This is a genomic window from Tabrizicola oligotrophica (assembly GCF_011008935.1).
GTDB lineage: Bacteria > Pseudomonadota > Alphaproteobacteria > Rhodobacterales > Rhodobacteraceae > Tabrizicola_A > Tabrizicola_A oligotrophica.
The window spans coordinates 15,103-41,884 of record NZ_JAAIVJ010000003.1 but is presented as its reverse complement, the minus strand read 5'-3'; the positions used below and the strand labels follow the sequence as shown (position 1 = coordinate 41,884).

Annotated in this window: 31 protein-coding genes; 7 read left to right on the top strand and 24 right to left on the bottom strand. The window is 67.1% G+C overall.

The features are described 5' to 3' along the window. Positions 1 to 8: 8 nt before the first annotated feature. Both G4Z14_RS06705 and rpsO read right to left on the bottom strand, forming a co-directional pair. A complete protein-coding gene (locus G4Z14_RS06705; protein WP_164624031.1) occupies positions 9 to 899 on the bottom strand; it encodes a DMT family transporter in 891 nt (296 codons plus the stop codon). A 126-nt stretch (positions 900 to 1,025) separates the two neighbouring features. Beyond that, complete coding sequence (gene rpsO / locus G4Z14_RS06700; protein ID WP_164624030.1) at positions 1,026 to 1,295, bottom strand: 30S ribosomal protein S15; 270 nt, start codon at positions 1,293 to 1,295, stop codon at positions 1,026 to 1,028. 345 nt (positions 1,296 to 1,640) lie between these two features. Between rpsO and G4Z14_RS06695 the strand changes: the two genes are divergently transcribed. Next, positions 1,641 to 2,615: a calcium-binding protein gene (locus G4Z14_RS06695; RefSeq protein ID WP_164624029.1), complete on the top strand. Its 975-nt coding sequence runs from the start codon at positions 1,641 to 1,643 to the stop codon at positions 2,613 to 2,615. Positions 2,616 to 2,642: 27 nt separating this feature from the next. On the opposite strand, the gene G4Z14_RS06690 is transcribed toward G4Z14_RS06695, so the two are convergent. From G4Z14_RS06690 to rbfA, 4 genes are read right to left on the bottom strand one after another with little or no spacing between them, the layout of a single operon-like run. After that, positions 2,643 to 3,149: a DUF1643 domain-containing protein gene (locus G4Z14_RS06690; RefSeq protein WP_164624028.1), complete on the bottom strand. Its 507-nt coding sequence runs from the start codon at positions 3,147 to 3,149 to the stop codon at positions 2,643 to 2,645. A gap of 12 nt (positions 3,150 to 3,161) precedes the next feature. After that, entirely contained in the window at positions 3,162 to 4,070 is a 909-nt protein-coding gene (gene truB, locus G4Z14_RS06685) for a tRNA pseudouridine(55) synthase TruB (protein WP_164624027.1), read from the bottom strand. 1 nt (position 4,071) lies between these two features. After that, entirely contained in the window at positions 4,072 to 4,794 is a 723-nt protein-coding gene (locus tag G4Z14_RS06680) for a phosphodiester glycosidase family protein (protein ID WP_164624026.1), read from the bottom strand. After that, positions 4,784 to 5,203, bottom strand: coding sequence for a 30S ribosome-binding factor RbfA (rbfA, locus tag G4Z14_RS06675; RefSeq protein ID WP_407703813.1), 420 nt, complete (start codon positions 5,201 to 5,203; stop codon positions 4,784 to 4,786). Before rbfA ends, G4Z14_RS06680 begins: the two co-directional genes overlap by 11 nt. Positions 5,204 to 5,299: 96 nt before the next feature. Between rbfA and dapB the strand changes: the two genes are divergently transcribed. Further along, entirely contained in the window at positions 5,300 to 6,109 is an 810-nt protein-coding gene (gene dapB / locus G4Z14_RS06670; protein ID WP_164624024.1) for a 4-hydroxy-tetrahydrodipicolinate reductase, read from the top strand. 8 nt (positions 6,110 to 6,117) lie between these two features. Here dapB and G4Z14_RS06665 read toward each other — a convergent pair whose 3' ends face one another. Then, positions 6,118 to 6,291, bottom strand: coding sequence for a DUF1674 domain-containing protein (locus G4Z14_RS06665; RefSeq protein WP_164624023.1), 174 nt, complete (start codon positions 6,289 to 6,291; stop codon positions 6,118 to 6,120). Positions 6,292 to 6,355: 64 nt separating this feature from the next. On the opposite strand from G4Z14_RS06665, the gene G4Z14_RS06660 reads away from it, so the two are divergent. The 3 genes from G4Z14_RS06660 (at position 6,356) to G4Z14_RS06650 (ending at position 9,205) form a co-directional block, all read left to right on the top strand. Further along, a complete protein-coding gene (locus G4Z14_RS06660) occupies positions 6,356 to 7,618 on the top strand; it encodes an RsmB/NOP family class I SAM-dependent RNA methyltransferase (protein WP_164624022.1) in 1,263 nt (420 codons plus the stop codon). A 437-nt stretch (positions 7,619 to 8,055) separates the two neighbouring features. Then, entirely contained in the window at positions 8,056 to 8,565 is a 510-nt protein-coding gene (locus tag G4Z14_RS06655) for a sigma-70 family RNA polymerase sigma factor (RefSeq protein ID WP_164624677.1), read from the top strand. A gap of 4 nt (positions 8,566 to 8,569) precedes the next feature. Then, complete coding sequence (locus G4Z14_RS06650; protein ID WP_164624021.1) at positions 8,570 to 9,205, top strand: ChrR family anti-sigma-E factor; 636 nt, start codon at positions 8,570 to 8,572, stop codon at positions 9,203 to 9,205. A gap of 74 nt (positions 9,206 to 9,279) precedes the next feature. Here G4Z14_RS06650 and rnhA read toward each other — a convergent pair whose 3' ends face one another. Then, positions 9,280 to 9,732 carry a ribonuclease HI gene (gene rnhA, locus G4Z14_RS06645; protein ID WP_164624020.1) on the bottom strand — a complete coding sequence of 151 codons (453 nt, stop codon included), beginning with the start codon at positions 9,730 to 9,732 and terminating at the stop codon, positions 9,280 to 9,282. 138 nt (positions 9,733 to 9,870) lie between these two features. Here rnhA and G4Z14_RS06640 point away from each other — a divergent pair, with 138 nt between their 5' ends. After that, positions 9,871 to 11,874 (top strand): NADPH-dependent 2,4-dienoyl-CoA reductase, encoded by a 2,004-nt coding sequence (locus G4Z14_RS06640; protein ID WP_164624019.1) that lies wholly within the window; start codon positions 9,871 to 9,873, stop codon positions 11,872 to 11,874. Here the strand turns inward: G4Z14_RS06640 and G4Z14_RS06635 are convergent. Genes G4Z14_RS06635 through pcaD form a run of 6 tightly spaced genes read right to left on the bottom strand, consistent with a single transcriptional unit; the run spans position 11,844 to position 16,534 of the window. Beyond that, positions 11,844 to 13,178 (bottom strand): lyase family protein, encoded by a 1,335-nt coding sequence (locus tag G4Z14_RS06635; RefSeq protein WP_164624018.1) that lies wholly within the window; start codon positions 13,176 to 13,178, stop codon positions 11,844 to 11,846. The genes G4Z14_RS06640 and G4Z14_RS06635 overlap by 31 nt on opposite strands. A 9-nt stretch (positions 13,179 to 13,187) precedes the next feature. Beyond that, complete coding sequence (locus G4Z14_RS06630; protein WP_164624017.1) at positions 13,188 to 14,036, bottom strand: BKACE family enzyme; 849 nt, start codon at positions 14,034 to 14,036, stop codon at positions 13,188 to 13,190. Beyond that, complete coding sequence (gene pcaG, locus G4Z14_RS06625; protein WP_164624016.1) at positions 14,037 to 14,648, bottom strand: protocatechuate 3,4-dioxygenase subunit alpha; 612 nt, start codon at positions 14,646 to 14,648, stop codon at positions 14,037 to 14,039. Between the two features lies 1 nt (position 14,649). Further along, positions 14,650 to 15,384 carry a protocatechuate 3,4-dioxygenase subunit beta gene (gene pcaH / locus G4Z14_RS06620; protein WP_164624015.1) on the bottom strand — a complete coding sequence of 245 codons (735 nt, stop codon included), beginning with the start codon at positions 15,382 to 15,384 and terminating at the stop codon, positions 14,650 to 14,652. Further along, on the bottom strand, positions 15,381 to 15,761 hold the full coding sequence (gene pcaC, locus G4Z14_RS06615; RefSeq protein ID WP_164624014.1) for a 4-carboxymuconolactone decarboxylase: 381 nt from the start codon (positions 15,759 to 15,761) through the stop codon (positions 15,381 to 15,383). Before pcaC ends, pcaH begins: the two co-directional genes overlap by 4 nt. Next, positions 15,758 to 16,534, bottom strand: a complete 777-nt coding sequence (gene pcaD, locus G4Z14_RS06610; protein WP_164624013.1) for a 3-oxoadipate enol-lactonase — start codon at positions 16,532 to 16,534, stop codon at positions 15,758 to 15,760. Before pcaD ends, pcaC begins: the two co-directional genes overlap by 4 nt. A gap of 67 nt (positions 16,535 to 16,601) precedes the next feature. On the opposite strand from pcaD, the gene G4Z14_RS06605 reads away from it, so the two are divergent. Then, positions 16,602 to 17,525 carry a LysR substrate-binding domain-containing protein gene (locus G4Z14_RS06605; protein WP_164624012.1) on the top strand — a complete coding sequence of 308 codons (924 nt, stop codon included), beginning with the start codon at positions 16,602 to 16,604 and terminating at the stop codon, positions 17,523 to 17,525. On the opposite strand, the gene G4Z14_RS06600 is transcribed toward G4Z14_RS06605, so the two are convergent. The 10 genes from G4Z14_RS06600 to G4Z14_RS06555 form a co-directional block, all read right to left on the bottom strand. Then, positions 17,516 to 18,466: a 5-oxoprolinase subunit C family protein gene (locus G4Z14_RS06600; RefSeq protein WP_164624011.1), complete on the bottom strand. Its 951-nt coding sequence runs from the start codon at positions 18,464 to 18,466 to the stop codon at positions 17,516 to 17,518. The two genes, G4Z14_RS06605 and G4Z14_RS06600, sit on opposite strands and share 10 nt — an antisense overlap. After that, positions 18,463 to 19,110, bottom strand: coding sequence for a 5-oxoprolinase subunit B family protein (locus tag G4Z14_RS06595; RefSeq protein ID WP_164624010.1), 648 nt, complete (start codon positions 19,108 to 19,110; stop codon positions 18,463 to 18,465). Before G4Z14_RS06595 ends, G4Z14_RS06600 begins: the two co-directional genes overlap by 4 nt. Continuing rightward, the gene (locus G4Z14_RS06590) at positions 19,107 to 19,859 is read right to left on the bottom strand and encodes a LamB/YcsF family protein (protein ID WP_164624009.1); all 753 of its coding nucleotides are present in this window, start codon (positions 19,857 to 19,859) and stop codon (positions 19,107 to 19,109) included. The genes G4Z14_RS06595 and G4Z14_RS06590 overlap by 4 nt, the downstream gene beginning before the upstream one ends. Then, positions 19,804 to 21,648 (bottom strand): SulP family inorganic anion transporter, encoded by a 1,845-nt coding sequence (locus G4Z14_RS06585; protein ID WP_164624008.1) that lies wholly within the window; start codon positions 21,646 to 21,648, stop codon positions 19,804 to 19,806. Before G4Z14_RS06585 ends, G4Z14_RS06590 begins: the two co-directional genes overlap by 56 nt. A gap of 113 nt (positions 21,649 to 21,761) precedes the next feature. Further along, positions 21,762 to 22,613, bottom strand: coding sequence for an alpha/beta hydrolase (locus G4Z14_RS06580; RefSeq protein ID WP_164624007.1), 852 nt, complete (start codon positions 22,611 to 22,613; stop codon positions 21,762 to 21,764). Next, entirely contained in the window at positions 22,613 to 23,392 is a 780-nt protein-coding gene (locus G4Z14_RS06575; RefSeq protein WP_164624006.1) for an aspartate dehydrogenase, read from the bottom strand. The genes G4Z14_RS06580 and G4Z14_RS06575 overlap by 1 nt, the downstream gene beginning before the upstream one ends. Beyond that, a complete protein-coding gene (locus G4Z14_RS06570; protein ID WP_164624005.1) occupies positions 23,392 to 24,093 on the bottom strand; it encodes an ABC transporter ATP-binding protein in 702 nt (233 codons plus the stop codon). The genes G4Z14_RS06575 and G4Z14_RS06570 overlap by 1 nt, the downstream gene beginning before the upstream one ends. Beyond that, positions 24,093 to 24,842 (bottom strand): ABC transporter ATP-binding protein, encoded by a 750-nt coding sequence (locus G4Z14_RS06565; RefSeq protein WP_164624004.1) that lies wholly within the window; start codon positions 24,840 to 24,842, stop codon positions 24,093 to 24,095. The genes G4Z14_RS06570 and G4Z14_RS06565 overlap by 1 nt, the downstream gene beginning before the upstream one ends. After that, complete coding sequence (locus tag G4Z14_RS06560; protein WP_164624003.1) at positions 24,839 to 25,813, bottom strand: branched-chain amino acid ABC transporter permease; 975 nt, start codon at positions 25,811 to 25,813, stop codon at positions 24,839 to 24,841. Before G4Z14_RS06560 ends, G4Z14_RS06565 begins: the two co-directional genes overlap by 4 nt. A gap of 4 nt (positions 25,814 to 25,817) precedes the next feature. After that, positions 25,818 to 26,732 carry a branched-chain amino acid ABC transporter permease gene (locus tag G4Z14_RS06555; RefSeq protein ID WP_164624002.1) on the bottom strand — a complete coding sequence of 305 codons (915 nt, stop codon included), beginning with the start codon at positions 26,730 to 26,732 and terminating at the stop codon, positions 25,818 to 25,820. Positions 26,733 to 26,782: the final 50 nt, after the last annotated feature.

Below are 26,782 nucleotides of genomic sequence, written 5' to 3'. Positions count from 1 at the left end.
GAGCGCCGCTACGTCTTGCGCCCGGCCACCAGCGCCACGCCGCAAAGCGTTACCAGCAGGCCAAGCGCCATGCGCCAGGTCAGGGGTTCGCCAAACAGCGCGAAGGCCCAGACCATGGTGACGGGCGGCGACAGGTAGACGACGGCAGAGACCATCGCAGGCGGGTAAAGTCTGAGGAACAGATAGTAGATCAGCCACCCGCCGTAGGTCGCCAGAACCACGAGCCAGCCGATGCCCAACACATAATCCGGGGTGATGGCGGGAAAAAGCCCGCCACCCGCAGCGGCAAAAGGCGCGAAGAATACCGCCGCCCACAGGCATTGCAGGCCCAGCCGCTGTGGAATGGTCAACCGGCTGCCGCCGCGGCGCTCTTGCAGCACAGTCGAGACGGCGAAGGCCAGCATGCCCAGAATGGGCAGGGCATAGGCCCAGACCGGCGCCGCACCCAAAGCCAGCGCATCGGCGGAAACCGCCAGCACACCCGCGCAGGCGATGGCCGTGCCAAGCCATTGCCGCGGCGTCAGTCTCTGGCCCAAGAGCGGTGCCGAAAGGGCGGCAATGCCCAGGGGCACCAGATCGGCCATCAGCGCCACCAGACCGGTCGGCACGCCCGCGCCGATGCCCATGGCGAAGCCCCCAAGGTACAGGAACATGCCGAGGAAGGCGTAAAGCCCCTGTTCGGTCACGTCCCGCGCGCCGATCTTCGGCCCCTTGGCCCAAGGACCGATCAGAAAGGGCAGCAGGCCCAGCCCGGAACACAGGCTGCGGGCAAACAGGATCTGCGGCACCGTGGCGACCTCATGGGTGAACCGGATACCGACAAATCCCGACGACCAGGCGACGAGCAGGGCAAGCGCCAGTCCGAGAAACACGGGAAGAGAGGGACGCAGGGCAGTCATGACGCGATCCTTGCGCGGGATGTGTCGCTGCCCTTACGCGGGTGCGACCCTTTGGCCCCGTCCCGCGACACAGCAAAACGCCCGGAGGTTTCCCCCCGGGCGCTTCGCTATTCCATGTGCCCCGGCTTAGCGGCGCAGGCCCAGACGCTGGATCAGCGAGCTGTAGCGGCCTTCGTCCTTGCCCTTGAGGTAGTCCAGGAGCTTGCGGCGCTGGGCAACCAGCATCAGGAGACCCCGACGCGAGTGGTTGTCGTTCTTGTGGCCCTTGAAATGCTCGGTCAGGGTGGCGATGCGCGACGACAGGATCGCAACCTGAACTTCGGGCGAACCGGTGTCGCCTTCCTTGGTCGCATATTCCTTGATCAGGCGGGCTTTTTCTTCGACGGTGATCGACATCGGATTTCTCCTTGGGTTGGCGGTGACGGCACAAGCCGGGATGTCGTCCAGCAAGGCCCTTGATGCCCTTTCGGGCGCCCGCAGTTTGCTGCGGATGGCGGCGTATAGACGAGATGCTTCGAAATTGAAAGCCCGGAATCGCCGGGGCGCGGCCATCGTGCCGGAGATGCGGCCGGGCCGTTAACCATCTGCCCAGATTGATCGACTTGTCAGGATCCGTTGGTAGAGGCAGGTCCGGGTTCGTGCTATGGTGGTGGGGGCCGGGGGAATTCTGCCGTGATCCCCGCGGCATATGGTTAATTTTCCGGGCCACCGCGCGACCGGAAAGCAGCTCAAGGTTGCATGATGCTTGGTTTGGTCGGTCTTCTGGGCGTGCTGATTGCCGGCATGTCGATGGACAGCCTCTCTGTCGAACAGGACGGCGGCCGCGAGGCGGAAGATTCGCCCCCCGAAGATGCGGACTGGGCAGTCTCGACAGCCTTCATGGATGCCGACCCCGCCGATACCGGCGGCACGGACCCAGACGGTCAGCCGGTTTCCGACGACGTTCCGGACCCGCCCGAGCCCGACCTGTCGCTTTCCGGCGGCAAGGGGGATGATGTCCTGCAAGGGCGCGGGGGAGCGGACGCGCTCATCGGGGCCGAGGGGCAGGATCAGCTTTATGGCGGCGAGGGGCAGGATGTGCTGGCCGGCGGCGATGGCGACGATGGCCTTTGGGGCGATGCAGGGGGGGATGCGCTGACCGGCGATGCCGGGGATGATCTGGTTGCCGGCTGCGAAGGCGACGACAGCGCCCGGGGTGATCAAGGCGATGACAGCGTGATCGGCGGCACCGGCGATGACAGTCTCGCCGGTCAGTCCGGCGATGATCTGGTCGATGGCGGGACCGGCCACGATGCCCTGTTCGGTGGCGATGGCGTGGACGAACTTGAAGGCGGGGCGGGGAATGACACGCTTTGGGGCGACGGCGACGGCGACGGCGACGGCGGGCCGGATGCCGAGCCGGACTTCCTGAACGGCGGCCGGGGGGACGACGCGCTGCATCTCGGTGCGGGCGATTATGGCAACGGCGGTCAGGGCGCCGATGCCTTCACCCTGCAGGATTTCGCGCCGGGGGAGCCCGTGGTGCAGATCACCGATTTCGATCCGGCCGAAGACCAGCTGGTGGTGATTTATGATGCCGCCTTGCACCCGGACCCGCAGTTGACGCTTGGGTTGGGGGGCGGGGCGACGCTCCTCATGCTGGATGGCGTGCCGCTGGCAAGTCTGACCAATGGTGCGGCGCTGGATCTGGCAATGGTGCGATTGCAGGCAGCCTGAGAGGGCGGGACATACCCGGAACCGGTGTCAGGCGCTCCATGCCACGGGCTGGACCGCGTATCCGATGTAAAGCGGATGTTTCGGCTGTCCGCCCCGCGTCAGACCAAGGTGCGACAACGGCTTGCCGGAGCGCCGCAACAGCGCGGTGACGGCCAGATCCCGACCGCCCATCGCGCCATGCCCGCCCCAGCCGCAAACCACTGCATCGGCCCAGTCGGCCGCTTCGGCCACGGCCGCGTCATTGCCCGGCCCGACCGGATCTGCCACGCGGCCCAGCGCGCGGGGATCGGTGGCGCGAAAGGCGAAGAGGTTCACCACCCGAAACCCGCCAAACCCCATGGCCCGCGCCCGGCGCTCGCAGCGCTCGACGGTCGGGTCATTGGCCTGCTCGCTGGCGGTCGAGGGGTTCAGCATCACCCACAGCAACCGTCGCCCCGCCGCCCATTGACGGGTCAGCGCATAGCGATAGGCCGTGCAATCGGAATAGACCGCCTCGCTGGTCGCATCGTGCTTTTGATGCGTGCGCCGGATCATCGCCGGACCATCCTAGTCGAGGTTGAACACGCGGGAGGGGTGCAGCTCGCCCGCCTTGTAGATGCCGACGGCCACCGGGTGACCCTGATAGCTGGCCCAGGCCTCATCGCCATAGTGAACGGACGAGGCCAGCACCATGCCGGGATTGCCATTGCGCAGCCGCGCGGCGCCTTCCGGCGTGCAGGGCAGCTCCGGCAAATCGGCAAGGCCCAGTGTCAGAGGGCGCAGCAGGGCGTCGATCTCGGGCGTCTTGGCCAGCCGGTCGATCTCCTCCAGCGACACGCCATCGCACGCGTTGAACGGCCCCGACCATTCGCGGCGCAGCCATTGCACATGGCCAAGGCAGCCCAAGGCGCGGCCCAGATCGCGGGCGATGGAGCGGACATAACCGCCCTTGCCGCAAACCATCTCCAGATCGACGTGATCGGCGTCGGGGCGACCGAGAACCTCCAGCCGCTCGACCCAGAGCGGACGGGCGGCAAGGTCCATCAGCTCGCCCTCGCGGGCAAGGTCATAGGCCCGCTCGCCATCCACCTTCACGGCCGAGAACTGCGGCGGCACCTGGGCGATGTCGCCGCGGAACGCCACTAGGGCGGCCTCAATTTCGGCGTCTGACGGGCGGTTCTCGCGGGTGTCCAGCACCTCGCCTTCGGCGTCATCGGTGGTGGTCGAGGCCCCCAGCGTCACCCGGAAGCGGTAGCATTTCAGCGCGTCGGTGATATAGGGCACCGTCTTGGTCGCTTCGCCCAGGGCCACCGCCAGCACCCCGGTCGCCGCCGGGTCAAGCGTGCCGGCATGGCCCGCCTTCTGGGCGCCAAACGCCCATTTCACCTTGTTTACCACAGTGGTAGAGCCAACCCCCGCAGGCTTGTCCACCACCAGCCAGCCATTGACCGGCCGCCCCTTCTTGCCGCGTGCCATCCTAATCCCTTGCCGTCACAACGCCGACGATCGGCCCCATCGGAAAGCCCATATCGTCGCGGTCAAGCTCGGGCGCATACAGCCGCGAGATCGAACCATCAAGGAAAAGCGCGTTCTTCACCCCCAGCACATCGCGGAAATAGCGGGCGAAGGCGTGGAAGTTGACCGCGTCGTTCGAAATGGCAAACAGCGCCCGGCCATCCTCGGCCACCCCGACGCCATTGCGGTAGTTGAAGCTGTCTGACCCCGGCACGAACATGGGATGCAACGCGCCGTCGATCACCAGCAGCGGGCCGGATTGCGTGGCATAGCGACACTCCGGCGGGGACGCCTTGAAGGCGCGGCTTTCGATGATCGCAAAACCCTCGCCCGCGCAGAATACGCCGTTCGGCAAGAGGCCGAAATTCCCCGGCCCTTCGGAGGTGATAAGCCGCATCTTCTGCTGGCGGTTCTCGATATAAAGCCCGGCCGGTGACAGATCGCTGTGGAACATGCCGGCATTCATGGCAAAGGCCAGCTTTTGCCCCTTGGCCGCAAGCGCGGTCTCCACCGCCGCGAAGCTGCCATAGGGGCCTTCCGGCCCGTTCAGGAACAGGCGCAGATCTTCCTCGGGGCTGACTGCGCAGACCGAATAGGACGCACCCTCAAAGCTGTCGTCCCGGCAGGTCACCGCCTGCGCCATGCCCGGCAGGCACAGCGCAAGAAGGACTGCCTCAATCCTCATCGCCGTCGGTCTCGGACCCAAGATCGCGCAGCACCGAGGGGTCGGAGAACATCCGCCGCGTCTCGTCCAGCCGATCAAAGGTTTCATCCGGGCGGAACCGCAGGTCCGGGGCGTATTTCAGCGTCATTTCCTGCGCGACCCGGTGGCGCAATTCGGCCTTGTTGCGGGCCAGCGCGGCGATGGCATTTTCGACCGGGACCGACCCCATCAGCGGCATGACATAGACCGTCGCCACCTTCAGGTCGGGCGAGCAGGACACCTCGCCCACGGTGATCGACATCGCGTTCAGCTCGGGGTCGTGGATCTCGGCCCGGTTCAACACGTCAGACAGCGTGCGGCGGATGAGTTCACCGACGCGAAGTTGGCGTTGCGAGGGGCCATTGGCCGAATGGAAGCGCTTGTTGGACATGAGCGCCATGTAAGCCCTTTTGGCCCTGCCCGCAACGCCGGGCTTTCCGCATGCGCCGAAGGGCGCTAAACGGGCGTTGGAACAAAGGGGTGCGCCATGGAAAACCTGCCGGGAATCGTCGTCACCGGGGCCTCGGGCCGGATGGGGCAAATGTTGGTCAAGACCATCACCGCCTCGGGCAAAGCGCGGCTGGTGGGCTGCGTGGAGCGCGCCGGAAATCCCTGGCTTGGCCGGGATGTGGGAGAGGCGATGGGAGGGGCTGCCCTAGGCGTGACCGTGACCGATGATCCGCTGCCGGCCTTTGCCCGGGCGCAGGCCGTGATCGACTTTACCGCCCCCGCCGCGACAGTGGAATTCGCGGCGCTTGCCGCGCAGGCCCGCGCGGTGCATGTGGTCGGCACCACCGGGCTGGAGCCCGCGCATCATGCGCGGCTGGATGCCGCCGCCCGTCACGCCGTGATCATCCAGGCCGGCAACATGAGCCTCGGGGTGAACCTGCTGGCGCGCATGACGCAGAAGGTGGCGGCGGCGCTTGATGCCGATTGGGACATCGAGGTGATCGAGGCGCATCACCGGATGAAGGTCGACGCGCCCTCGGGCACAGCGCTGATGCTGGGGCAGGCTGCGGCCGAGGGGCGCGGCGTGGCGCTGGAGGCGGCGAAGGTTTCGGGCCGCGATGGCATCACCGGCGCGCGCGAACGCGGCAGCATCGGGTTTTCGGCGGTGCGCGGCGGGGATATCGTGGGCGAGCATGACGTGCTGTTCGCGGGCGAAGGCGAGCGGATCATCCTGCGCCATGTGGCGACCGACCGCACCATCTTTGCCCGTGGCGCACTGCGCGCCGCGCTGTGGGGGCAGGGGCAGAAGCCCGGGCGCTATGACATGATGGATGTTCTGGGTCTGTGAGCTGCGGATCAGAAATCCACCGCCAGCCCCTTTTTCTCCCAATCGCCAAAGCGCACCGGCTCCGGCCCGTCGCGGCCGCCAAGTTCGGGCGGCATCTCGGCGGCTTTGGCGGCCTTGCGGCGGGCCTCGGCCTCGGCCAGGGCGCGCTGGGCGGCGGGCGGCAGTTCGGGGGCTTCGGACATGGTCTATCCCTTCGGGCGGTTCCGGTGATATAGGTCGGGTCAGGGATTGCGGCAAGGACATGTAATGGCGCAGGGAAAGACCGGATCGGCACGACCGGGTTCTGCACGGGCAGGGGCGGTGGCGCTGTTGAACGCCGTTCTGGGCGAGGGCCGGCTTCTGGCGCAAGCTCTGGACGAGCCGGGCTTTGCTGGGCTTTCGCCGGCCGACCGCGCCCGCGCCCAGCGGCTTGCAACCGAGACCCTGCGCGCCATCGAACCGGCTGACAAGGTGTTGAAACCCCTGTTGCGCAAGGCCCCGCCTTTGCCGGTGCTGAACATCCTGCGCCTTGCCGTGGTGGAACTTGCCGGGGGCGCCGCCCCGCATGGCGTGGTGAACGAAGCCGTCGGGCTGGCGCGGTCCAGCCGCAAGACGGGTCATCTGTCCGGGCTGGTCAACGCGGTGTTGCGGCAGCTGCCCGAAGAGCTTGCCCTGACCCCGGTGCAGAAAATGCCGCGCTGGCTGCGGCAACCGTTGGTGCATGCCTATGGGCGCGAGATCGTGACCGCGATCGAGGCGGTGCAGGCCATGGCACCGCCGCTGGATCTGACGCTGCGCACAGGTGCCGAACCTCCCGAGGGTGAGGCCCTGCCGACGGGCAGTCTGCGCCTGGCCGACCGGGCGCAGGTCTCAACCCTGCCGGGGTACGAGGCAGGCGGCTGGTGGGTGCAGGATGCTGCCGCAGCCTTGGCGGTGCCGCTGCTGGGCAAGGTGCAGGGTCTCAGGGTGCTGGACCTTTGCGCGGCCCCCGGTGGCAAGACCCTGCAGCTTGCCGCTGCCGGCGCGCAGGTGACGGCGCTGGACATCTCTGGCCCCCGCATGACACGGGTGCAGGAGAACCTTGGCCGCACCGGGCTTGCGGCGGACTGCGTCGTGGCCGATGCGCTGCAATGGGCCCCCGCTACGCCGTTCGATGCCATCGTGCTGGACGCGCCCTGTTCGGCCACCGGCACCATCCGCCGCCATCCCGACCTGCCCTTCGTGAAGGATGGCTCGGAAATCGCCGGGCTGGTGGAGCTGCAGGCGAAATTGCTGGACCGCGCCCTGGGCTGGCTGCGCCCGGGCGGGCGGCTGGTCTATTGCACCTGCTCGCTTCTGCCCGAAGAAGGCGAGGCCCAGCTTGCCGCTGCCCTGGCCCGCAATCCCGGCCTGCGGGTGATCGCGCCTACGGTTCAGGGGCTCGACCCGGCATGGATCACCTCCGAGGGCGGGCTGCGGCTGCGGCCTGATCACTGGGCGGAAAAGGGCGGGATGGACGGGTTCTTCATGGCCTGCCTGCAAGTGGGGTAAGCGGGCGGGACCAAGCGGCTGAAGGGGTGAGCGGCAGGCGATCTTCTGCACGCCCGCCCCCGCCTTTGCCCGCAGCATCACCCCCCTGGCCGCGCACCGGATGGCGACGACTGGCGACTTCGGGCGGATCCCGGCGCCAAAGCCGGGCCGTGCCCGCGCCACCAATGGCACTGCGACGCGGCGAAGGGCCGAAAGCCTCGAACGGCATGGTCTGCCCCCCGGGTCGGAGTTTCAGGTCTTGCGAAGGCAAGTTGAATTTGGATCACCGGCGCGGTGATCCGGATTGGCTTGGCTGGCGTAAGATCTGCATGATGAGCCATGCCATCGCCCTGCAAAATCCCGATGCGGCAGACCTGCCTAGGGCCTATGCTGGGCCAAAGCAGGCGGTGCAGGGCAGGCGATTGGCGGCAACGGACGAAACCGACTGGGCGGCATTGATGGTTGCGGTGCGGGACCGGCAGGACCGGGCCGCCTTCGCCATGCTGTTTCGCCATTTCGCACCGCGGGTGAAGGCCTTTCTGATGAAATCCGGCACCGAAGCGGCGCTGGCCGAGGATTGCGCGCAGGATGTGCTGGCAACTGTCTGGCAGAAGGCGCATCTCTTTGATCCTGCGCGGGCCTCTGTCGGCACATGGGTTTTCACCATCGCCCGCAACCGCCGCATCGACATTGCCCGCCGCGACCGCCGCCCCGAGCCCGAGGTGCTGGAGTGGGGCGGCGATGTCCACGAACCCGATCAGGCGGATCTTTATGAGGCCGCGCAAGACGCCGCGCGCCTGACCGCGGCCCTGCAATCCCTGCCCGAGGCGCAACGCGCGCTGGTGGCGCGGGCCTTCTATGGCGAGCTTTCGCACCGCGAGATCGCCTCGGAGACCGGCCTTCCCCTGGGCACCATAAAATCGCGAATCCGGCTGGCGATTGACCGGCTGCGGATGAAGATGAGCTGAGACCATGACGATCACACATCACCTTTCCGACCAACTCCTGATCGCCTACGCGGCAGGCAGCTTGCCCGAAGCCTTCTCGCTGGTGGCCGCCACCCATGTCTCGCTGTGTGACGACTGCCGCATCCGGATCGAAGCCTATGAGGCGATCGGCGGCGCCGTGCTGGAAACCGAGACCGCCGAGATGGGCGAGGCCAGCCTGGAGGCTTGTCTTGCCCGACTTGGCCAGCCCGATACCCCGCACAGACCCGCCCCGCGCCGGGGGCTGTTGCCGTCGCCTCTGGCGGATTATGTCGGTGGCGATCTGGACAAGGTGCGCTGGAGGTCGCTCGGCATGGGCGTGCGGCAGGCGATCCTGCCGACAGCCAAGGGGGCCTCGGCGCGGTTGCTCTACATCCCCGCCGGGCAAGGCGTGCCAGACCATGGCCATCGCGGTCTTGAGTTGACGCTGGTACTGCAAGGGGCGTTCCACGATGCCAGGGCGCGGTTCGGGCCGGGCGACGTGGAAATTGCCGATGAGTCGGACGAGCATACCCCCGTGGCCGAGACTGGCGACGCTTGCATCTGCCTTGCCGCCACCGACGCGCCCTTGCGCTTCATCTCGCTGCTGCCGCGCCTGTTGCAGCCCATCTTCCGGATCTGAACCGATCGCTCGTCGAACATGTCATGCCCTCCTCGCGGGGCGACCCGACGAGTGCATGACATGCTCGAGGAGGTTCAGGGTTTGAATGGCGCCATTCCGGCGCGGGCCAGGGCATCGGCGCGTTCGTTCTCGGCATGCCCGGCGTGGCCCTTGATCCACTTCCACACCACCTTGTGCCGGGCCTGTGCCGCATCCAGCCGCTGCCACAGCTCGGCGTTCTTCACCGGGTCCCTGCCCGCCGTGCGCCAGCCGTTGCGCTTCCAGCCATGGATCCATTCGGTCACGCCGTTCTTCACATAGGCGCTGTCGGTGACGATGGTGATGTCGACCGGGCGGCTCAGGGCTTCAAGCGCCGAGATTGCCGCCATCAGCTCCATGCGGTTGTTGGTGGTGGCAGGCTCGCCCCCAGACAATTCGCGTTCCTTGACCACCGCGCCGCCTTCGCGGGCAATCATCAGCACGCCCCAGCCACCGGGGCCGGGATTGCCCGAGCAGGCACCGTCAGTATAGGCGAAAAGGTCTGGCATCGGTCCCCCGGAGTTCGCCGCTTGGATAGGGGGATGCGCGGATGCGGTCAACCGCGTGACGCGGCGCTGGGCGTGACGCGGCGTTGAGCGTGACAGGGGGCCGGCCGCGTTGCATCTTGGGCGCCTGAGGAGACACCCATGACCGCATATCCGAACCTGCTTGCGCCGCTGACCCTTGGCCCTGTCACCCTGAAGAACCGGGTGCTGATGGGGTCGATGCATACCGGGCTGGAGGAAACCGGCGACTGGAACCGGGTGGCCGAGTTCTACGCTACCCGCGCACGCGGCGGGGTGGGGCTGATGGTGACGGGCGGCATGGCGCCGAACCGCGAAGGCGGCGTGTTTCCCGGTGCGGCGGGGTTGTTCAGCGGCAAAGACATTGAAAACCATCGGCTTGTCACAGACCGGGTGCATGAGGCCGGCGGCAAGATTGCCATGCAGATCCTGCACGCGGGCCGCTATGCCTATGGCAAGGACTGCGTCTCGGCCAGCGCCGTGAAATCGCCGATCTCGCCTTTCGTGCCGCAGGAGTTGGACGAAGCGGGCATCGAGAAGCAAATTTCCGACATCGTCACCGCCGCAACACGAGCCCGCGAGGCCGGCTACGACGGGGTGGAGGTGATGGGGTCCGAGGGCTATTTCCTCAACCAGTTCCTTGTCACCCATGTCAACCGCCGCACCGACCGCTGGGGCAGGTCTTATGAAAACCGCATGCGCCTGCCGGTCGAGGTGGTGGCCCGCGTGCGGGCTGCGATGGGGCCAGAGGCGCTGTTGATCTACCGGATTTCGCTGATTGATCTCATCCCCAACGGCTCTACCTGGGACGAGGTGGAACAACTGGCCCGCGCGATTGAGGCGGCGGGGGCCAGCCTTCTCAACACCGGCATCGGCTGGCACGAGGCGCGGGTGCCAACGATTGCGACGAGCGTTCCGCGGGCTGCCTTTGCCCACCTGACGGCAAGGTTGCGGCATGCGGTGACGATTCCGGTCATCGCCTCGAACCGGATCAACACGCCTGATGTTGCCGAAGACCTGCTGGCCCGCGGCCTGGCCGACATGGTCAGCATGGCGCGGCCTTTCCTTGCTGACCCGGACTTTGTCGCCAAGGCGGCGGCGGGCCGCGCGGCCGAGATCGCGCCCTGCATCGCCTGCAATCAGGCCTGTCTTGACCATACCTTCGCTGGCAGGCTGACTTCGTGCCTCGTGAACCCGCGCGCCTGTCACGAAACGGTTCTGCGCTATCCGCCCGCTGAAACCCCGATCCGCCTTGCGGTCGTCGGTGCGGGGCCGGCCGGACTCATGGCAGCCAAGGTCGCGGCAGAGCGCGGGCACAAGGTGGTGCTATTCGATCGGGCGGATGCGCTTGGCGGGCAGTTGAACCTTGCGCGGCAGGTGCCGGGCAAGGAGGAGTTTGACGGGCTTGTGGCATGGTTTTTAAATGAAATCAGACGATTGCAAATTGAAACCCGGCTTGGCCGCCCGGTCGATGTCGCTGATCTGACGGGTTTTGACCAAGTGATCGTGGCCACCGGCATCACGCCGCGCGATCCGCAGATTCTGGGACAGGCCCGGGCCTTGGGCTATGTCGACGTGCTGAAAGGCGCCGCAGTTGGCAAGCGGGTGGCTGTGATTGGCGCAGGCGGCATCGGGTTTGACGTGGCAGAATATCTGGTGGCGGGCGGCCATTCCGCCACGCTGCATCCGCAGGAGTGGCGGCGCGAATGGGGCGTCGGTGATCCGGCGATCACTCCCGGCGGGCTGGCTGGCCCCTTGCCCGAACCGCCGGCGCGCGAGGTCTGGCTGTTGCAGCGCAAGGCGGAAAGGCCTGGGCGGGGTCTGGGCAAGACGACGGGCTGGATTCACCGCGCCGCCCTGCAGGCCAAGGGGGTGAAGATGCTCGGCGGGGTCAGCTATGACCGGATCACAGCCGAAGGGCTGTGGATCACCCGCGACGGCACCGCGCAGCTTTTGCCGGTCGATGACGTGGTGCTGTGCGCCGGCCAGTTGCCCGAGCGCGGACTTTATGACCGGCTCATCGCGGCGGGCGTCACGGCCCATGTGATCGGTGGGGCCGATGTGGCGGCGGAACTGGACGCCAAGCGCGCGATTGATCAGGGGGCGCGGCTGGCGGCGACGCTGTAGGCAAAGGCGCGCGCCTCGATGGGCGCTTGACCCAGCCCGGCTGAGGCCAGCCGCGCCGCCCAGTCGGTGCCGGGAAAGTCGCGGATGGCAAGGCTCGCCAGCGGCGTGCCGGTTTCCATCACCTCTTGGCAGAGCCGCTTGACGGCCGCCTGCGCCTCGGGACGGGGCAGGGTTTCGGCCAGGGCAAAGCTCAAGGCCTCGGCATGGATCAGCCCGCCGCCATCGTTCAGGTTGCGGGACATCGCGGCGGGATCAGGCGCGATGCGTCCCGCCAGATCCAAGGCCAGCCCGACCCCCCGGCTGGTCGAAATGGCCATCTGCGGCAGGGTCAGCCACTCGGTGAACCACGCCGCCCCGTCGCGCTGCTGGCGGTGTGCGCCCGCGCCTTGCAAGGTTGCCGCCAGTCCCGTGACCTGCCGCGCCAGCGCCACCAGCACCGATGGGCCGACCGGGTTCTGCTTTTGCGGCATGGTCGACGACCCACCCGCGCCTGAAATCTGAACCTCACCGATCCCGGACTGCGTCATCAGGATCAGATCCTCGCCCAGCTTGCCCAGCGCGGCAGACGTGGTCGCCATCCAGCCCGCCAGCGCGCCGATCCCGGTGCGGTCGCTGTGCCAGCTGTGGACGGGGTCGGCCAGTCCCAGCGCCTTTGCCAGCTCCGCCCGGACCTCTGGCCCCTTGTCGCCCATCGCCGAAAGCGTGCCGGCCGCGCCGGAAAGCGAGACGCGCAAAAGCGCGGGCCGCAGAAGGGCCAGCGCCTGCCGCTGGGCCACGAGAGGCCAGCCCCATCCCGCCACAACCGCGCCGAAACTGGTGGGCGTGGCCGCCTGACCATAGGTGCGGGCGGCCATGGGCAAGGTGGCATGGGTGTCCGCCAGCGTTGCCAGCGCCGACAGCAGCGCCTCCAGCCGGGTTTCCCACAGCTCGATCAGGCGTTTCAGCCGTAGTGCCAAGGCGGTGTCCATGATGTCCTGACTGGTCGCGCCCCAATGCGCAAAGGCGGCATGGTCCGGCGCGTTGCAGGCCTTGCGGAACGCGGTCACCAGCGCCGGAACCGGCACCCCATTCACCGCCGTCTCCGCCGCCAGCGCCGAAGGGTCGATCTGCACCTCAAAGGAGGAGCGGTGCAGGAAGGCGGCACTTTCCGCCGGGATCACCCCAAGCTCACCCTGCACCTTGGCCAAGGCGCCCTCGACCAGCAGCATCGCCCGCACCTCGGCGCTGTCGGAGAACAGCCGCGCGGCCTCGTCATCGCCGAAAAGGCGGGCGTAAAGCGGGCTGTCGGCGGGGGCGGCGGGCATGGGCGGTCCTTACATGGGGGCGGCAAGGCCGAGTATCTGCCGCGCCTGCCGCCAATCCGCAACCGGGCGTTCGTATTTCTCGCAAAGCGCCACCACCCGGGCCACAAGGGCTGCGTTCGAAGGCGCCAGCCTGTCGCGGTCCAGCCGCACATTGTCTTCCAGCCCGGTGCGGGCATGGCCGCCCGAAGATACCGCCCAGTCGTTCAGCACGATCTGCGCCGGCCCGATGCCCGCCGCGCACCAGGGCGCGTCTTTTCCGAACAGCCGTTCAACAGTGCGGATATAGTAGTCGAACACATCGCGGTCGGCGGGCATGGCATTTTTCACGCCCATGACGAACTGCACATAGGGCGTGCCGGCAAGCTGGCCCTTTTGCTGCATCTCATGCGCCCTGAGGATATGGGACAGGTCGAACGCCTCGATCTCGGGCTTGACGCCATGGCGCAGCATCTCGGCGGCGAGCCAGTCCACCAGATCCGGCGGGTTTTCATAAACCCGGGTCGGAAAGTTGTTCGACCCGACCGACAGGCTCGCCATGTCGGGACGCAGCGGCAGCATGCCGCCGCGCGCCTGCCCCGCGCCCGACCGTCCCCCGGTGGACAGTTGCACGATCATGCCGGGGCAATGCGCCTCGATCCCTTCCTTCAGCCGGGCAAACCGCTCGGGGTCCGAGGTGGGTTTGCCCTCGTCGTCGCGCACATGGCAATGGGCGATGCTCGCGCCGGCCTCGAAGGCCTCATGCGTGCTTTCGACCTGCTCGGCCACGGTGATCGGCACCGCGGGGTTGTTGGCCTTGGTCGGCAAGGAGCCGGTGATCGCCACGCAGATGACGCAGGGTTTGCCTTTTACATCAGCCATTTAGATATCCATGAACACGGTTTCTCCGTCACCCTGCAGGCAGATGTCAAAGCGGTACTGACCGGGGGCCACCTTGCGCGCCAGAAGGGTTTCGCGGCGGTGGGCCTGTTCGATGAGGTTCATCACCGGGTCGGCGGCGTTGTCCTCATCCTCGAAATACATCCGGGTGTTGAGGCCGATGTTGATGCCGCGCGCCACGATCCACAGGTTCAGATGCGGCGACATGATCCGGCCGTTGCGGCCCGTCACCGCGCCGGGCTTGATGGTGTCAAAGCCCCAAACCCCGGTCTCGAAATCGGTAATCACCCGGCCCCAGCCGCGAAAGCCCTTGGCCACCTCGGCCGCGCGCGGGTCTTCGGGGTGGGGGTAGATGCCATTGGCGTCGGCCTGCCAGACTTCCAGCATCACATCCTTGACCGGCGCGCCGGTGCCATCCAGCACCACGCCTTCGACGCGGATACGCTCTCCGGGCGCATCCGGCCCGGCAATGTCCCAACCAAGCTCGCGTTCAAAGATCTGGAATCCGGCCGCGCCGGGGGCAAGGCCGATATGAACGTAAGGCCCTGCGGTCTGTGAGGGGGTTTCTTTCAGATAGTTCAATGGCTGCGGCATCTCAGTTCCCCTCCAGCCGGTTTTCGAACAGCGTCGACCGACGGCCCCGCAGCACGATGTCGAATTTATAGGCGAGGCTGTCCAAGGGGATCGCCGCGTTCATATCGAGGGGCGCGATGAGTTGTTCAATCGCTTTGGGGTCGGGGATGGTCTGCACAATCGGGCATCTGGCAATCAGCGGGTCGCCTTCGAAATACATCTGGGTGATGAGCCGCTGGGCAAAGGCGGTGCCAAACACCGAGACATGGATATGCGCCGGGCGCCAGTTGTTCACCCAGTTGCGCCACGGGTAAGCGCCGGGTTTGACCGTGCGGAAATAGTAGAACCCGTTCTCGTCCGTCAGCGTCCGCCCGCAGCCGCCGAAATTCGGGTCGATGGGGGCAAGGTAGCTGTCCTTCTTGTGCCGATAGCGCCCGCCGGCGTTGGCCTGCCAGATTTCCACCAGCGTCTTCGGCACCGGGCGGCCGTTTTCGTCCAGCACCCGGCCATGAACGATGATCCGTTCGCCCACCGGATCGCCGGTCTTGGCGTAGTTCTTGAGGAGATCATTGTCCAAGGGCGCGATGTCGTCATGGCCAAAGACCGGCCCGGTGATTTCCGACATCGAGCCTTGCAGGGAAAGCAGCGCCTGCCGCGGGCTGCGCGGCACCGAGGTCTTGTAGTTCGGCGCATGGGCGGGGGGCTGCCAGAGCCGGTCACGCTGGTAGAACTCGGCGGGCTTCGGGGCGGGTTTCATGGGGCCTCCCTCATGGCGGCAAAGGTTTCCTTGGCGATCTTGATGGCATGATTGGCGCGCGGCACGCCGGCGTAAATGGCGACGTGCAACAGGGCCTCCATCACATCGGCCTCGGATGCCCCGGTGTTGGCCGTGGCGCGGATGTGCATGGCAAGCTCGTGGTCGTTCCCCAGCCCGGCCAGCAGCGCAATCGTCAGCATCGAGCGTTCGCGCAGGGAAATGGTGTCGCGGCTCCAGACATGGCCCCAGGCGGCATCGGTGATGAGCGCCTGAAACGGCGCGTCAAAGGCGGTCTTGGCGGCCTCGGCCCGATTGACATGGGCATCGCCCAGAACGCGGCGGCGGGTCTTCATGGCCATTTCGGAAAGCGCGGTCATGCGTGGGCCTTGAGAAAGGGGGTAAGGATCGCGGCATAGGCGGCGGGGTTTTCGACGCAGGGCAGATGCCCGGTGCCGGGGATGACGTGGAATTCCGCGCCGGGGATCAACGCTGCCGTGGCCCGTACCAGATCGGGCGGGGTGGAGCCATCTTCGGCCCCCGCAATCACCAGCGCCGGCAGGCGCAGGGCGCGCGTGGCCTCGGTCTGGTCGGCCGCTGCCAAGGCGCCGCAGGCGGCGATGTAGCCCTCGGCCGGGGTGCGGATCATCATGTTGCGCCAAGGGATTACGGCCGGGCTGTTGCGGAAGGCAGGGGCGAACCAGCGCTCCATCACCGCATCGGCTATGCTGGCAAGGCCGTGGGCGCGGACGGCATCAATCCGCGCCCGCCAACTGTCCGGCGTGCCCAGTTTCGCCGCGGAATTGGAAATCACCACGGCGTGCAGCAGGTCAGGCCGCCGCGCCGCCAAGGCTTGCGCAATCAATCCGCCGATGGACAGGCCGACGAACACCACCGGCCCGCCGAGATGGTCGATCAGCGCGGCGGCGTCGTCGGCAAGGTCCGCCGCCGAGACCGGCCCGCCCAGATCAGACAGCCCATGCCCGCGCTTGTCATAGCGCACCAGCCGCAAATCCTTTGGCAAAAGCGGCACAAGCGCATCCCACAGCCGCAGGTCGGTGCCAAGCGAATTGGCGAACACCACAGTCTTTCCCGTGGCTGCGCCATCAAGCCGGTAATGCATCGCCCCCCAGGGCCGTGTCAGAACTTGCATGGGTCTCTCCCCTTGATGCATAATCTAACAAGCAAGCTTGGCGCGGGATAATGCAAAATTGGCAAATATGCATAACCATACGGGCATACACCCCGGCCTGAAACTGCGCCATATCCGTGCAGTTCTGGATATTGCGGCAACGGGAAGCCTGTCGCAGGTCGCCCGGGCTCAGGGCATCACCCAGCCCGCGCTGTCCCGGACGCTTGCCGAGGCGGAGATGCTGCTGGGTGTGCCGCTGTTTCGGCGCGAGAGCCGGCGGATGGTGTTGACCGAACAGGGCGGGCGCTTTCGCCAGCATGCGAGCCTTGCCTTGCAGGCGCTGGAGACCGCGGCGGCGTCGCTGCATCCCGGCGCAGGGCAGGGGCGGCTGACGGTGGGGGTCCTGCCCACCGCCGCGACAAGGCTGTTCCCCCGCATCGCCTTGCGCCTGCGTGATCTGGCGCCCGAGGTGCTGCTGTCGGTCATCACCGGCCCGCACAGCTATCTGACCGGGCTTTTGCGCGATGGCACCATCGACCTGATGCTTGGCCGTCTGCCCGGTGCGCGCGAGGTGGCGGGGCTGGCATTCGAACATCTTTATGACGAAGAGATCGTGCTGGTTGCCCGCTCCGGCCATCCGTTGATCGGCGACACCCGCGCCGCGCTGGCCGCTTGCCCTCTGATCCTGCCGCCCGAAGGCGCGATCATCCGGGGGGCGGTGGATGACTATCTGGTCAGTCTCGGGCTAGGTCTGGTCCGGCCTGCGATCGAGGCCGTCGCGCTGCCCTTGGCGCGCGGGGTTCTGCTGGGGTCCGACGCGCTGTGGTTCATCTCGCGCGGGGTGGTGGCCGAAGACCTTGACCGCGGCGATCTTGCAGTTCTGCCGACCGACGCCCGCTATCTCGCCGGAGCGGTGGGCATCACCCGGCGGCAGGCGGGGGCGACGTCGCCGGCGTTGGATCTCTTGATGCAGCTGGCGCGAGAGGGGGCGCAGGCCGGGCTCTATCGCTGACGGCCAAGCGAGGCGAGCCAGGTTGTCCGCAGGCGGGCCATGAGACGGGCATGGGCAACGGCCTCGGCGGGGGAAACCAGACGAAACTGGAACGCCTCGCCCGGGCGCAACTGGGCGAAGCGGTCAAGATCGGCATCCAGCACAGTGGCGATCTTCGGATAGCCTCCGGTGGTCTGGTGGTCGGCCAGAAGCACGGTTGCGACGCCGTCCCCGGCCACCTGTACCGAGCCACGCGCAACGGGTTCGGAGGGCATGTCCAAAGGCGCATCGGGGGGCAGCTTCGGCCCCGACAGGCGCACGCCCATCCGGTCATAGGCGCCCGACATCCGCCAGACCGCGCCTTCGAGGGCTGCGATCTGGTCGGGGGTGAAGAACCGGTCCTGCGGGCCAAGCGTGGCGCGGATTTCCCGCAACGGGCGGACGAACGGCGGGCAGGGCAGCGGGGCGTCGGGCGCAAGGTGGGGCACGAGGCGGGGCGCAGCAATGTCAACCGTGCCGCCGGTCGTCAGTTTGCCGCCGCCGAAACCCGATTGCGAATGGGTGGCCCGGGAATTCAACCAGGTGGGGGCCTGCAAGTCTCCGGCGAAGGCGAGATAACACCACGCCCCCCAAGGTCCGGGGCGCAGGGTAAGGATCTCGCCCGCGCGCAGGGTGGCGACCTGCCACGCACCGGACTTGCGCCCGGCATGCTCCACGATGAATCCTCCTCCGGCGATGGCAAAGCTGACCTGCCCTTCGCGGCACTCCAGCGTCAGGCCGCCCAGCGATACCTCGATGCAGGCCGCCCCTGCCGGATTGCCGAGCGCAAGATTGGCCGCCGCCAGTGCGGTGCGGTCCATCGGCCCCGACTGCGGCACGCCAAAGCGCGCAAGACCGGGGCGCCCGCCGTCCTGCACCGAGACATGCGGCCCGGCAAAGCGGATCTGCAGACGCGCCGTCATGCCGTTACCTGCCGGAATTGCACCCGGTCGCCGACATCGAACAGGAAAGGTCGCGGGCCGTTCGGATCAAGGATCGGTGTCGGCGAATGGCCGATGATCCACCAGCCGGTGGGCATGGTCAGCGTGGTGACGATGCATTGCCCCGCGGCAATGATGACCGACCCGGCGGGAACTCCCCGGATGGCGGCCTCTTTCCGCGGCAGGCGGATCGGATCGGGCAGGCCGGAAAGGTAGGCATAACCCGGCGCAAAACCGTAAAGCGCGACGCGATATGCGCCCGAAAGATGGGTGGCAATCACCTGTCCGGTGGTCAGGCCGCTCAGCGCTGCGACCTCGGCCAGATCAGGGCCGTCATAGACGACATCCACGGTGCGAAGCGCGCCGGCCTGCGCCGCGCCCGCCGGTTGGCGCAACAGGGCTTGAAGGTGGGCCGCGACCCGGACATGGTCGGTGACCAAGGGGTCAAACCGTACCAGAAGGTTGACATAGGCCGGAATAGCCTCGGCAAATCCGGGGAAAGGGTCGGCCGCCAGCGCCTGGTCAAGCCGCAGCACGGCGGCATGTGTGGCCTCCTCCAGCCGGTCGCCAAATTCGACCAGCAGGCCATGTTCGGCCACGGGGCGGAACAGGGGAGCCTGCGTCATGCCCGGAACGGGGCCAGCTTCACCCCCGCCGCCGTCAGCCGGGCGCGGATCTCGGCGGCCATGGCCACCGCCTCGGGACTGTCGCCATGCACGCAGATTGATTGCGCGGCCAAGGGTATCGGATCGCCCCCGATCACCGGCATCCGACCGCTGTCCAGGAAGTCGATCAGCCGGTCTGCGGCGGCTTTCGCACCAAGGATCATCGCGTCGGGACGCGATCGCGGCACGAGGCGGCCGTTGGGCAGATAGGCGCGGTCAGCGAAGATTTCCGAGAAGGTGGGCAAATCGGCGGCGCGGCCGGCAGCCTCCAGTTCAGTGCCGGAAATCGCAAGGATGGCCAGCCCGCCCGGCAAGGCCTTGACGGCGCCTGCAATGGCATCGGCCACCTCGCGCCGGTCGGCGGCCAGATTGGCCAGGGCGCCGTGGGCCTTGACATAGGCCACTTTCGCCCCGGCCAAGGCCGCCACGCCCTGCAACGCGCCAACCTGCGCGGCGACCATGCGGGCAATCTCGGCCGGCTCCATCGGGATCACCCGGCGGCCAAAGCCCAGACGGTCGGCATAGCCCGGATGCGCCCCGATGCAGACCCCCTTTTCCGCCGCCATGCGCAGCGTGGCAAACATGGTGTCAGGATCGCTCGCGTGGCCGCCGCAGGCGATGTTGGCCGAGGTGACGATGCCCAGCATCGCCGCATCATCGCCCATTGCCCAGGGGCCAAAGCCCTCGCCCAGATCGGAATTCAGGTCCATCGCATGCCCCCCTTGCCCCGCCAGATTGCCTTGGGCCGGGCCGGGCGTCCAGCCCCTCTCCGGCGCGGGTGGTCAGCACCCGGAAGGCCTCATGCTGGCTGAGAAACACGCTCCCCGTCAGCTGGTCTAGGAAACTGGTGCGTTGCAGCCGGTCCATCACCGGGCCCTTGACCTCGGACAGGTTGAGCGAGATGCCCCGGTCCCTGAGATGATGGTTCAGCGCCTCCAGCGCGTCCAGCGCAGTCATGTCGATTTCGTTCACCGCCGAACACATCAGGATGACGTGGCGCAGGCCAGGCGCATTGGCGCTGCGCTGCAGGATCAGCTCTTCCAGATAGCGGGTGTTGGCGAAATACAGGCTTTCGTCGATGCGCAGCGTGACGACTGCGGGGTCGGTGATGACCCGGTGACGCAGGATGTTGCGGAAATGCTCGGTGCCTGCGACGAGTCCGACCTCGGCCACATGCGGGCGCGAAGAGCGCCACAGGTGCAACCCGATGGACAGAAGGACGCCGGCGGAAATTCCGGCCTCGACGCCGAAAAGCAGGGTGACAAGGATGGTTCCGGCAACCGCGGTGAAATCGGCGCGGGAATAGCCGAAGGCACGGCGCAGGATCGACAGGTCCACAAGACCCAGAACGGCGATGATGATGGTGGCGGCCAGTGTGGCCTTGGGCAGGAAGTGGAGCAGTGGCGTCAGCACCAGCCCGGCAAAGGCCAGGCCGAGGGCGGTGAAGATGCCCGCCGCCGGCGTGACGGCCCCCGCATCGGCATTGACGACCGACCGCGCAAAGCCGCCTGTCACCGGAAATCCGCCCGAGAAGCCGGCGGCAAGATTGGCCGCGCCAAGGCCGATCAATTCCTGATCCGGCTGGATGCGCTGGCGTTTGCGCGCTGCAAGGGTTTGCGCCACCGAAACGGATTCGACGAACCCCACCACCGAAATCAGCAGCGCGGGCAGGGCAAGCTCGCGGATCAGGGCAAGGGAAAATCCGGGCAGGGTGAAGGGGGGCAGTGCGGCGGGAACGTGGCCCACCACGGCAACGCCCGCGTCCTGCCATTCCAGCGCCCAGACGGCGAGGGTAGAGGCGACGACCGCAAGGACCGGGCCAGATTTGGCCAGGGCATCGGCGAGAACCGGTCCGGCGCCCGCCCCGCGCAGCGTGGCCTTCATGTGCCGCCGCACCCAGGTGAGGAACGCCAGCGACAGGCCCCCGATCAGGGTGGTGCGCCAACTGAGGCCCGTGATCTTGCCGCCGATACCGTCCAGCAACTCGGGCAAAGAGGCTCCTTTGACCCCTATCCCCAGAAGCGGTCCAAGCTGGCCCATGGCGATCAGGATACCCGAGGCGGTGATGAACCCTGCAATCACCGGATGGGACAGGAAGTTGGCGACGAAGCCCATGCGCATCAGACCCATGGCCAGAAGCATCGCCCCGGACAGCGCGGCCAGCGTCAAGGCGGCGCTGGCGTAGGTGGCGGTTCCGGCCTCCGCCACCTCACCCAGCGCGGCGGCGGTCATCAGCGACACCACGGCAACCGGCCCCACTGCCAGCACCCGGCTGGAGCCGAACAGCGCATAGGCGATGATCGGCAGGATCGAGGCATAGATCCCGGCCTCGGGTGGCATGCCCGCCAGCATGGCATAGGCCAGCGACTGCGGGATCAGCATGACCGTGACGATCACCGCGGCAAGCCCGTCGCGTGACAGATCCTGCCGGGAATAGACCCGCGCCCAGCTCCGGATTGGCAGAACGCGGTCAAGAACGGAGGGCGGCAAATGCGGCATCGGTCATGTCACCAGATCGGGGGCGGCGGGGCAGGTGCCCCAAAAAACATTCACGAAGTAGAATTTATATGATGCCAGTGCAACCCCGGCTGCTTGTCTTGCGGTGCAGATTGTCAGGCGGTCAGCCCGACGAGCGCCTTGAAAAGCGCGGACTCGGCATCGGCCAGGTCAAGGATCACGTCGAAATGGTTGCGCCCTGCGATCTGCAGGAGCGGCCAGCCGGTCAGGGCGGCAAAGGCTTCGGACTGGCGGTGAAACCCGGCGCTCTCGCCCCTGTCGGCGGCGAGAGCCACCACGCCCCGCAGACCTTGCGGCAGATGTCGCATCGGGCTTTGACCAAGTTCCTCGGCGGTAAAGCGCATCCAGTCCTGCACATGGCTGGCGGCGAGGGGGGCGAGCTCGAACAGGCCGGAAACCGGCAGGCAACCATGCAAGGGCTGATCGGGCAGGCCAAGCGCCGCTTGCCAGCCGGGCTGCGCCATGGCGGCGGCCAGATGGCCCCCGGCCGACGAGCCTGTCACCACGATGCGGTCGCGGTCTATGCCAAGGGCTTCGGCGTTCGTCCACAGATGGGCAATCGCGCGGCGACAGTCCGCGATGATCCGGGTGATTGAAACTGCAGGGGCTAGCCGGTAATCGGGAACCGCGCAGGCAATGCCGTGGGCTGCGAGCATCGGCGCGGCAAAGCCCGAATGTTCCCGCCCCAGCGCACGCCAGTAGCCGCCGTGGATAAACACCACCAAAGGGCGCAACTCGCCGGTCTTGCGGCCGTAGAGGTCGAGTTTCAGGCCGGACTCGCGGCTGAATTCGATCTCGGACCAATCGGCCAACTGGGCCTGCGCCGCTTCGGTCAGGCGCTGATAACGTCCGATGATGGCGGTGAACTCGGCATCCGTGACCGTCGCGCGGGCCGTGTAGTCGGCGTCCAGATCGGCGCGGGGCAGCAGGGCTTCGTCTTGCAGCATCAGATCACCAGAGGGCTTGCGCGGTTCTCGATCAACCGCACCAGCGACAGCGCGGTCAGGGCCGAGGATTTCGGATTGCCGGGCAAGGGGGCATTGTCGAGCGTGACCTCCATCCGTCCGAAATCACCGGTTGCCAGCAGCCGGTGGCGGTTCCCTGTCGCCGCCGGGTCGGCGACCAGCCGCAGGGTGGTTGCATCCGGGCCGACGCCTGCCAGCGCGGTAATCAACGCGACATTGGCATTCTGCGGGAACCGCCGGGCGGCCTCGCGTGCCGGGCCTTCAAAGAAGATGTGCGGGTGAGTCAGGGTGGAGAGATCGCACAGCGCCTCGGCCTCGGTGCCGCGCCATGCCAGGGCGGGTTTGGTGATTTCATGGATGACACAGGCAAGCGGCTGTCGTGCGGCGGCGGAAAGCGCATCCAGACCCCCCAGGGCGCCGGACGGAATCAGCACCTGCCGCCCCCGGGAGCGGGCAAGGGTGAGCAGGCGGTCAAGTGGCGCGTCCTCGGCAAAGGCCGAAGTCGAGGCCGGGGCAAAATCGGCGCCCGCCTGAAGCGCGGCTTCGCCCCAGGGCAGAACGGCGGAGCGGCCCGCGGCCTCGACCACCAGATCGGGGTGAAAGGCGGCGAGGTCGGATGGTGTGGCGATTGCCGGATAGGGCAGGTTCTGCACGGGGGTGCGCTGCCCGACGCCGACCAGCTTGACCGGCGCCTTGCGGGCGGCCAGAAGCCGCGCCACTTCGGCGCTGATGGCGCCCCAGCCAACCAGCACCAACCGCATCAAACCCCCACCCAGCCCTGCACGCGGTCATGGTCGCGGGTCAGGTCTGCGCCGGTGCCGGTCCAGACCGTGCGGCCCTTTTCCAGAATGAAATGCCGGTCGGCAAGGCGCTTCAGTACCGAAAATGTCTTGTCGATCAGCAGGATGGATTGGCCGTCAGCCTTCAGCCGCTCCACCACATGCCAGATTTCGGCGCGGATCACCGGAGCCAGACCTTCGGTCGCCTCATCAAGGATCAGCAGGCGCGGGTTGGTCATCAGCGCGCGACCGACCGCCAGCATCTGTTGCTCGCCCCCCGACAGCGTGCCGGCAAGCTGGCCGGCCCGTTCGCCCAGCCGCGGGAAAAGATCGTAGATCCGGGCCAGCGTCCAGGGCCCTTTTGCCCCCAGCCGGTTCGCCGCCGTGGCGACCAGATTTTCCCGCACTGTCAGCGTCGGGAAGATCTGGCGGCCTTCGGGCACCAGTCCGAAGCCCAGCCGCGCCACCTTTTCCGGCGCGAGGCCGCCGATGGCGCGGCCATCATATTCCACCACGCCGCCGCGCGGGCCAAGCAGCCCCATGATGGTGCGCACGGTGGTCGTCTTGCCCATGCCGTTGCGGCCCATCAGCGTGACAACCTCGCCTTCCCGGATGTCGAGCGAGATGTCGAACAAGACCTGAGAGGCGCCATAGCCGGCTTGCAGATTCTGAACCGACAGCATCAGGCGTCCTCCTCTCCCAGATAGGCTTCGCGCACTGCCGGATTGGCGCGGATTTCCTCCGCCGTGCCGGCGGCGATGATCCGGCCATAGACCAGCACCGAAATCCGGTCGGCCAGCGCAAAGACCGCCTCCATGTCATGCTCGACCAGCAGCATGGCGCACTCGCCGCGCGCGGCGTTCAAGGCTTCGATCATCTGCTGGCTTTCCACATGCCCCAGGCCCGCCATCGGCTCATCGAGCAGCAGCACCCGGGGACGCTGCGACAGGGCCATCAGCAGCTCCAGCTGCTTCTTCTCGCCATGGGCAAGATCGGCGACCTTGACCCCGGCCCGCGCGCTCAGCGCCGAGCCGGCAAGCACGCTGTCGGCCTCGTCCCAAACCTCGTTGCGCTTGGCGGCCCGGTCAAAGATGCGGAAATTTCCGCCCTCGCGGGCCTGAATGGCAAGGCCGAGATTTTCGCGCACCGTCATGTCGTCCAGCAGCGAGGTGATCTGGAAGGTCCGGCCCAGCCCCAATGCCACCCGGCCGGCGGGGGGCAGGCGCGTCACGTCGCGGCCGGCGAGGTGGATCTGGCCGGCGTTCGGAATGATCTCGCCGCAGATCTGGTTGATGAGGGTCGATTTGCCCGCGCCGTTCGGGCCGATCAGGGCATGAATCTCGCCGGTGTCCACAGTCAGCGACACATGGTCGGTGGCGGTCAGCCCGCCGAAGGTTTTCACCAGACCCGCGATGTCCAGCACAGGACTCATTTCGCGCCTCCCTTCAGCTTGGCGATCAGCGCCATCAACCCGCCTTTCGAGGTGAGGACCACGACGAGCAGCAGGATGCCGACCGGCAGCATCCAGTGCTCGGTATAGCGCGCCAGCGTGGTTTCCAGCGTGAACAGCGCACCGGCGCCGATGAACGGCCCGGCCAGAGTGCCAACCCCGCCCAGAATGACCATGACCATCAGCTCGCCCGAACGGGTCCAGTGCATCATGTCGGGCGAGGCGAAGCGCAGGAAGTTGACCATCAGTGCGCCCGCAAGACCCGCCCCCATGCCCGACAGGATGAAGGCGTAAAGCTTGTAGCGCAGGGTCGAGATGCCCATGGCGGCCATCCGCCGCTCGTTCTGCCGGATGCCGGCGATGATCTGGCCGAAGGACGATCGCACAAGACGGCGCAGGAACAGGTAATAGGCGGCAGCGAAGGCCAGCACGACCCAGTAGAGCGTGGCCTTGTCCTTCATGTTCAGCCCCGGCAGGGCATTGGTGCGGCGCACCATGATGCCATCCTCGCCGCCATAGGTCTTCAGCGAGATGAACAGGAAGAAGAACATCTGGGCAAAGGCCAGCGTGATCATGATGAACTGCACGCCCCCCGTCCGCAGCGACAGCGCGCCCACCAGTGCCGCCGCGAGGCCGGCGACAAGGACAGCGGCGGGCAGGGTGACAAGCATCTGGTCGGTGCCGGGGATGATCCCGAGGAACGCGGTGCCGGCGTCGAAGTGGTGATAGAGGATGCCCACCACATAGCCGCCGATCCCGAAGAACGCCGCATGGCCAAAGCTGACCATGCCGCCATAGCCGAGGATGAAGTTCAGGCTGGCCGCCGCCATGCCATAGATCAGCGCTTGGCCGACAAGTTTGGTCCAGCTTGATTGCCCGGTGAATTCGGCAGCGAAGGGCACCAGCGCCAGCAGGATAAGGACTGCCAGAAGGACAAGGTTGTCGCGTTTCATCGGTTCACCCCCGTGCCGCGAACAGGCCGCGCGGGCGGACCAACAGGACAAGCGCCATCATCAGATAGATGCCCATCGATGAAATCCCCACCCCCAGCGCCTGCGCTTCTGGCCCCGGCATGACCTGTTGCAGCGTGGCGGGCAGAAAGGCGCGCAGCATGGTGTCGAACAGGCCCAGCACGATCCCGGCGACAAAGGCGCCCTTGACCGATCCGACACCGCCGATCACCACCACGACAAAGGTGGCCAGGATGATCTCGTCGCCCATGCCGACCTGCACCGAGACGATGGGCGAGGCCATGACGCCCGCCAGCCCGGCCAGAAGCGCCCCCAGCGCAAAGACGGCGGTGTAAAGGCCCTGAATGTTCACCCCCAGCGCCCGCACCATCTGGCGGTTGGTGGCACCGGCGCGCACCAGCATGCCGATACGGGTCTTGTTGATGAGGAAATACAGCCCCAGCGCCACGGCGAGACCCACGGCGATGACGAACAGCCGGTAGGTTGGATAGGGCAGGCCGGGGATGATCTCGACCGAGCCGGAGAAGATCTCGGGCAGGGTGGTGAACAGGGGTTGGCGGCCAAAGATCAGCACGGTGGTCTGGTTGAAGATCAGGATCAGCGCGAAAGTTGCCAGCACCTGATCGAGATGGTCGCGGGCATAAAGCCGGCGGATCACGGCGGTTTCCACCACAAGCCCGATCAGGCCCGAGGCAACCAGCCCAGCCACCAACCCGCCCCAGAAACTGCCGGTCTGGATCGCCACCCAGCTCGCGGCAAAGGCGCCGACCATGTAAAGTGCGCCGTGCGCGAGGTTGATGACGCCCATGATCCCGAAGATCAGCGTCAGCCCGGCGGCCAGCAGGAACAGAGTGACACCGTATTGCAGCCCGTTCAGAAGCTGCTCGAACAAGAGGATCATCTGCCCCCGCTCCCGGCCGCGCCGGTCATGTTTTCAGGTTGAGAAAACGG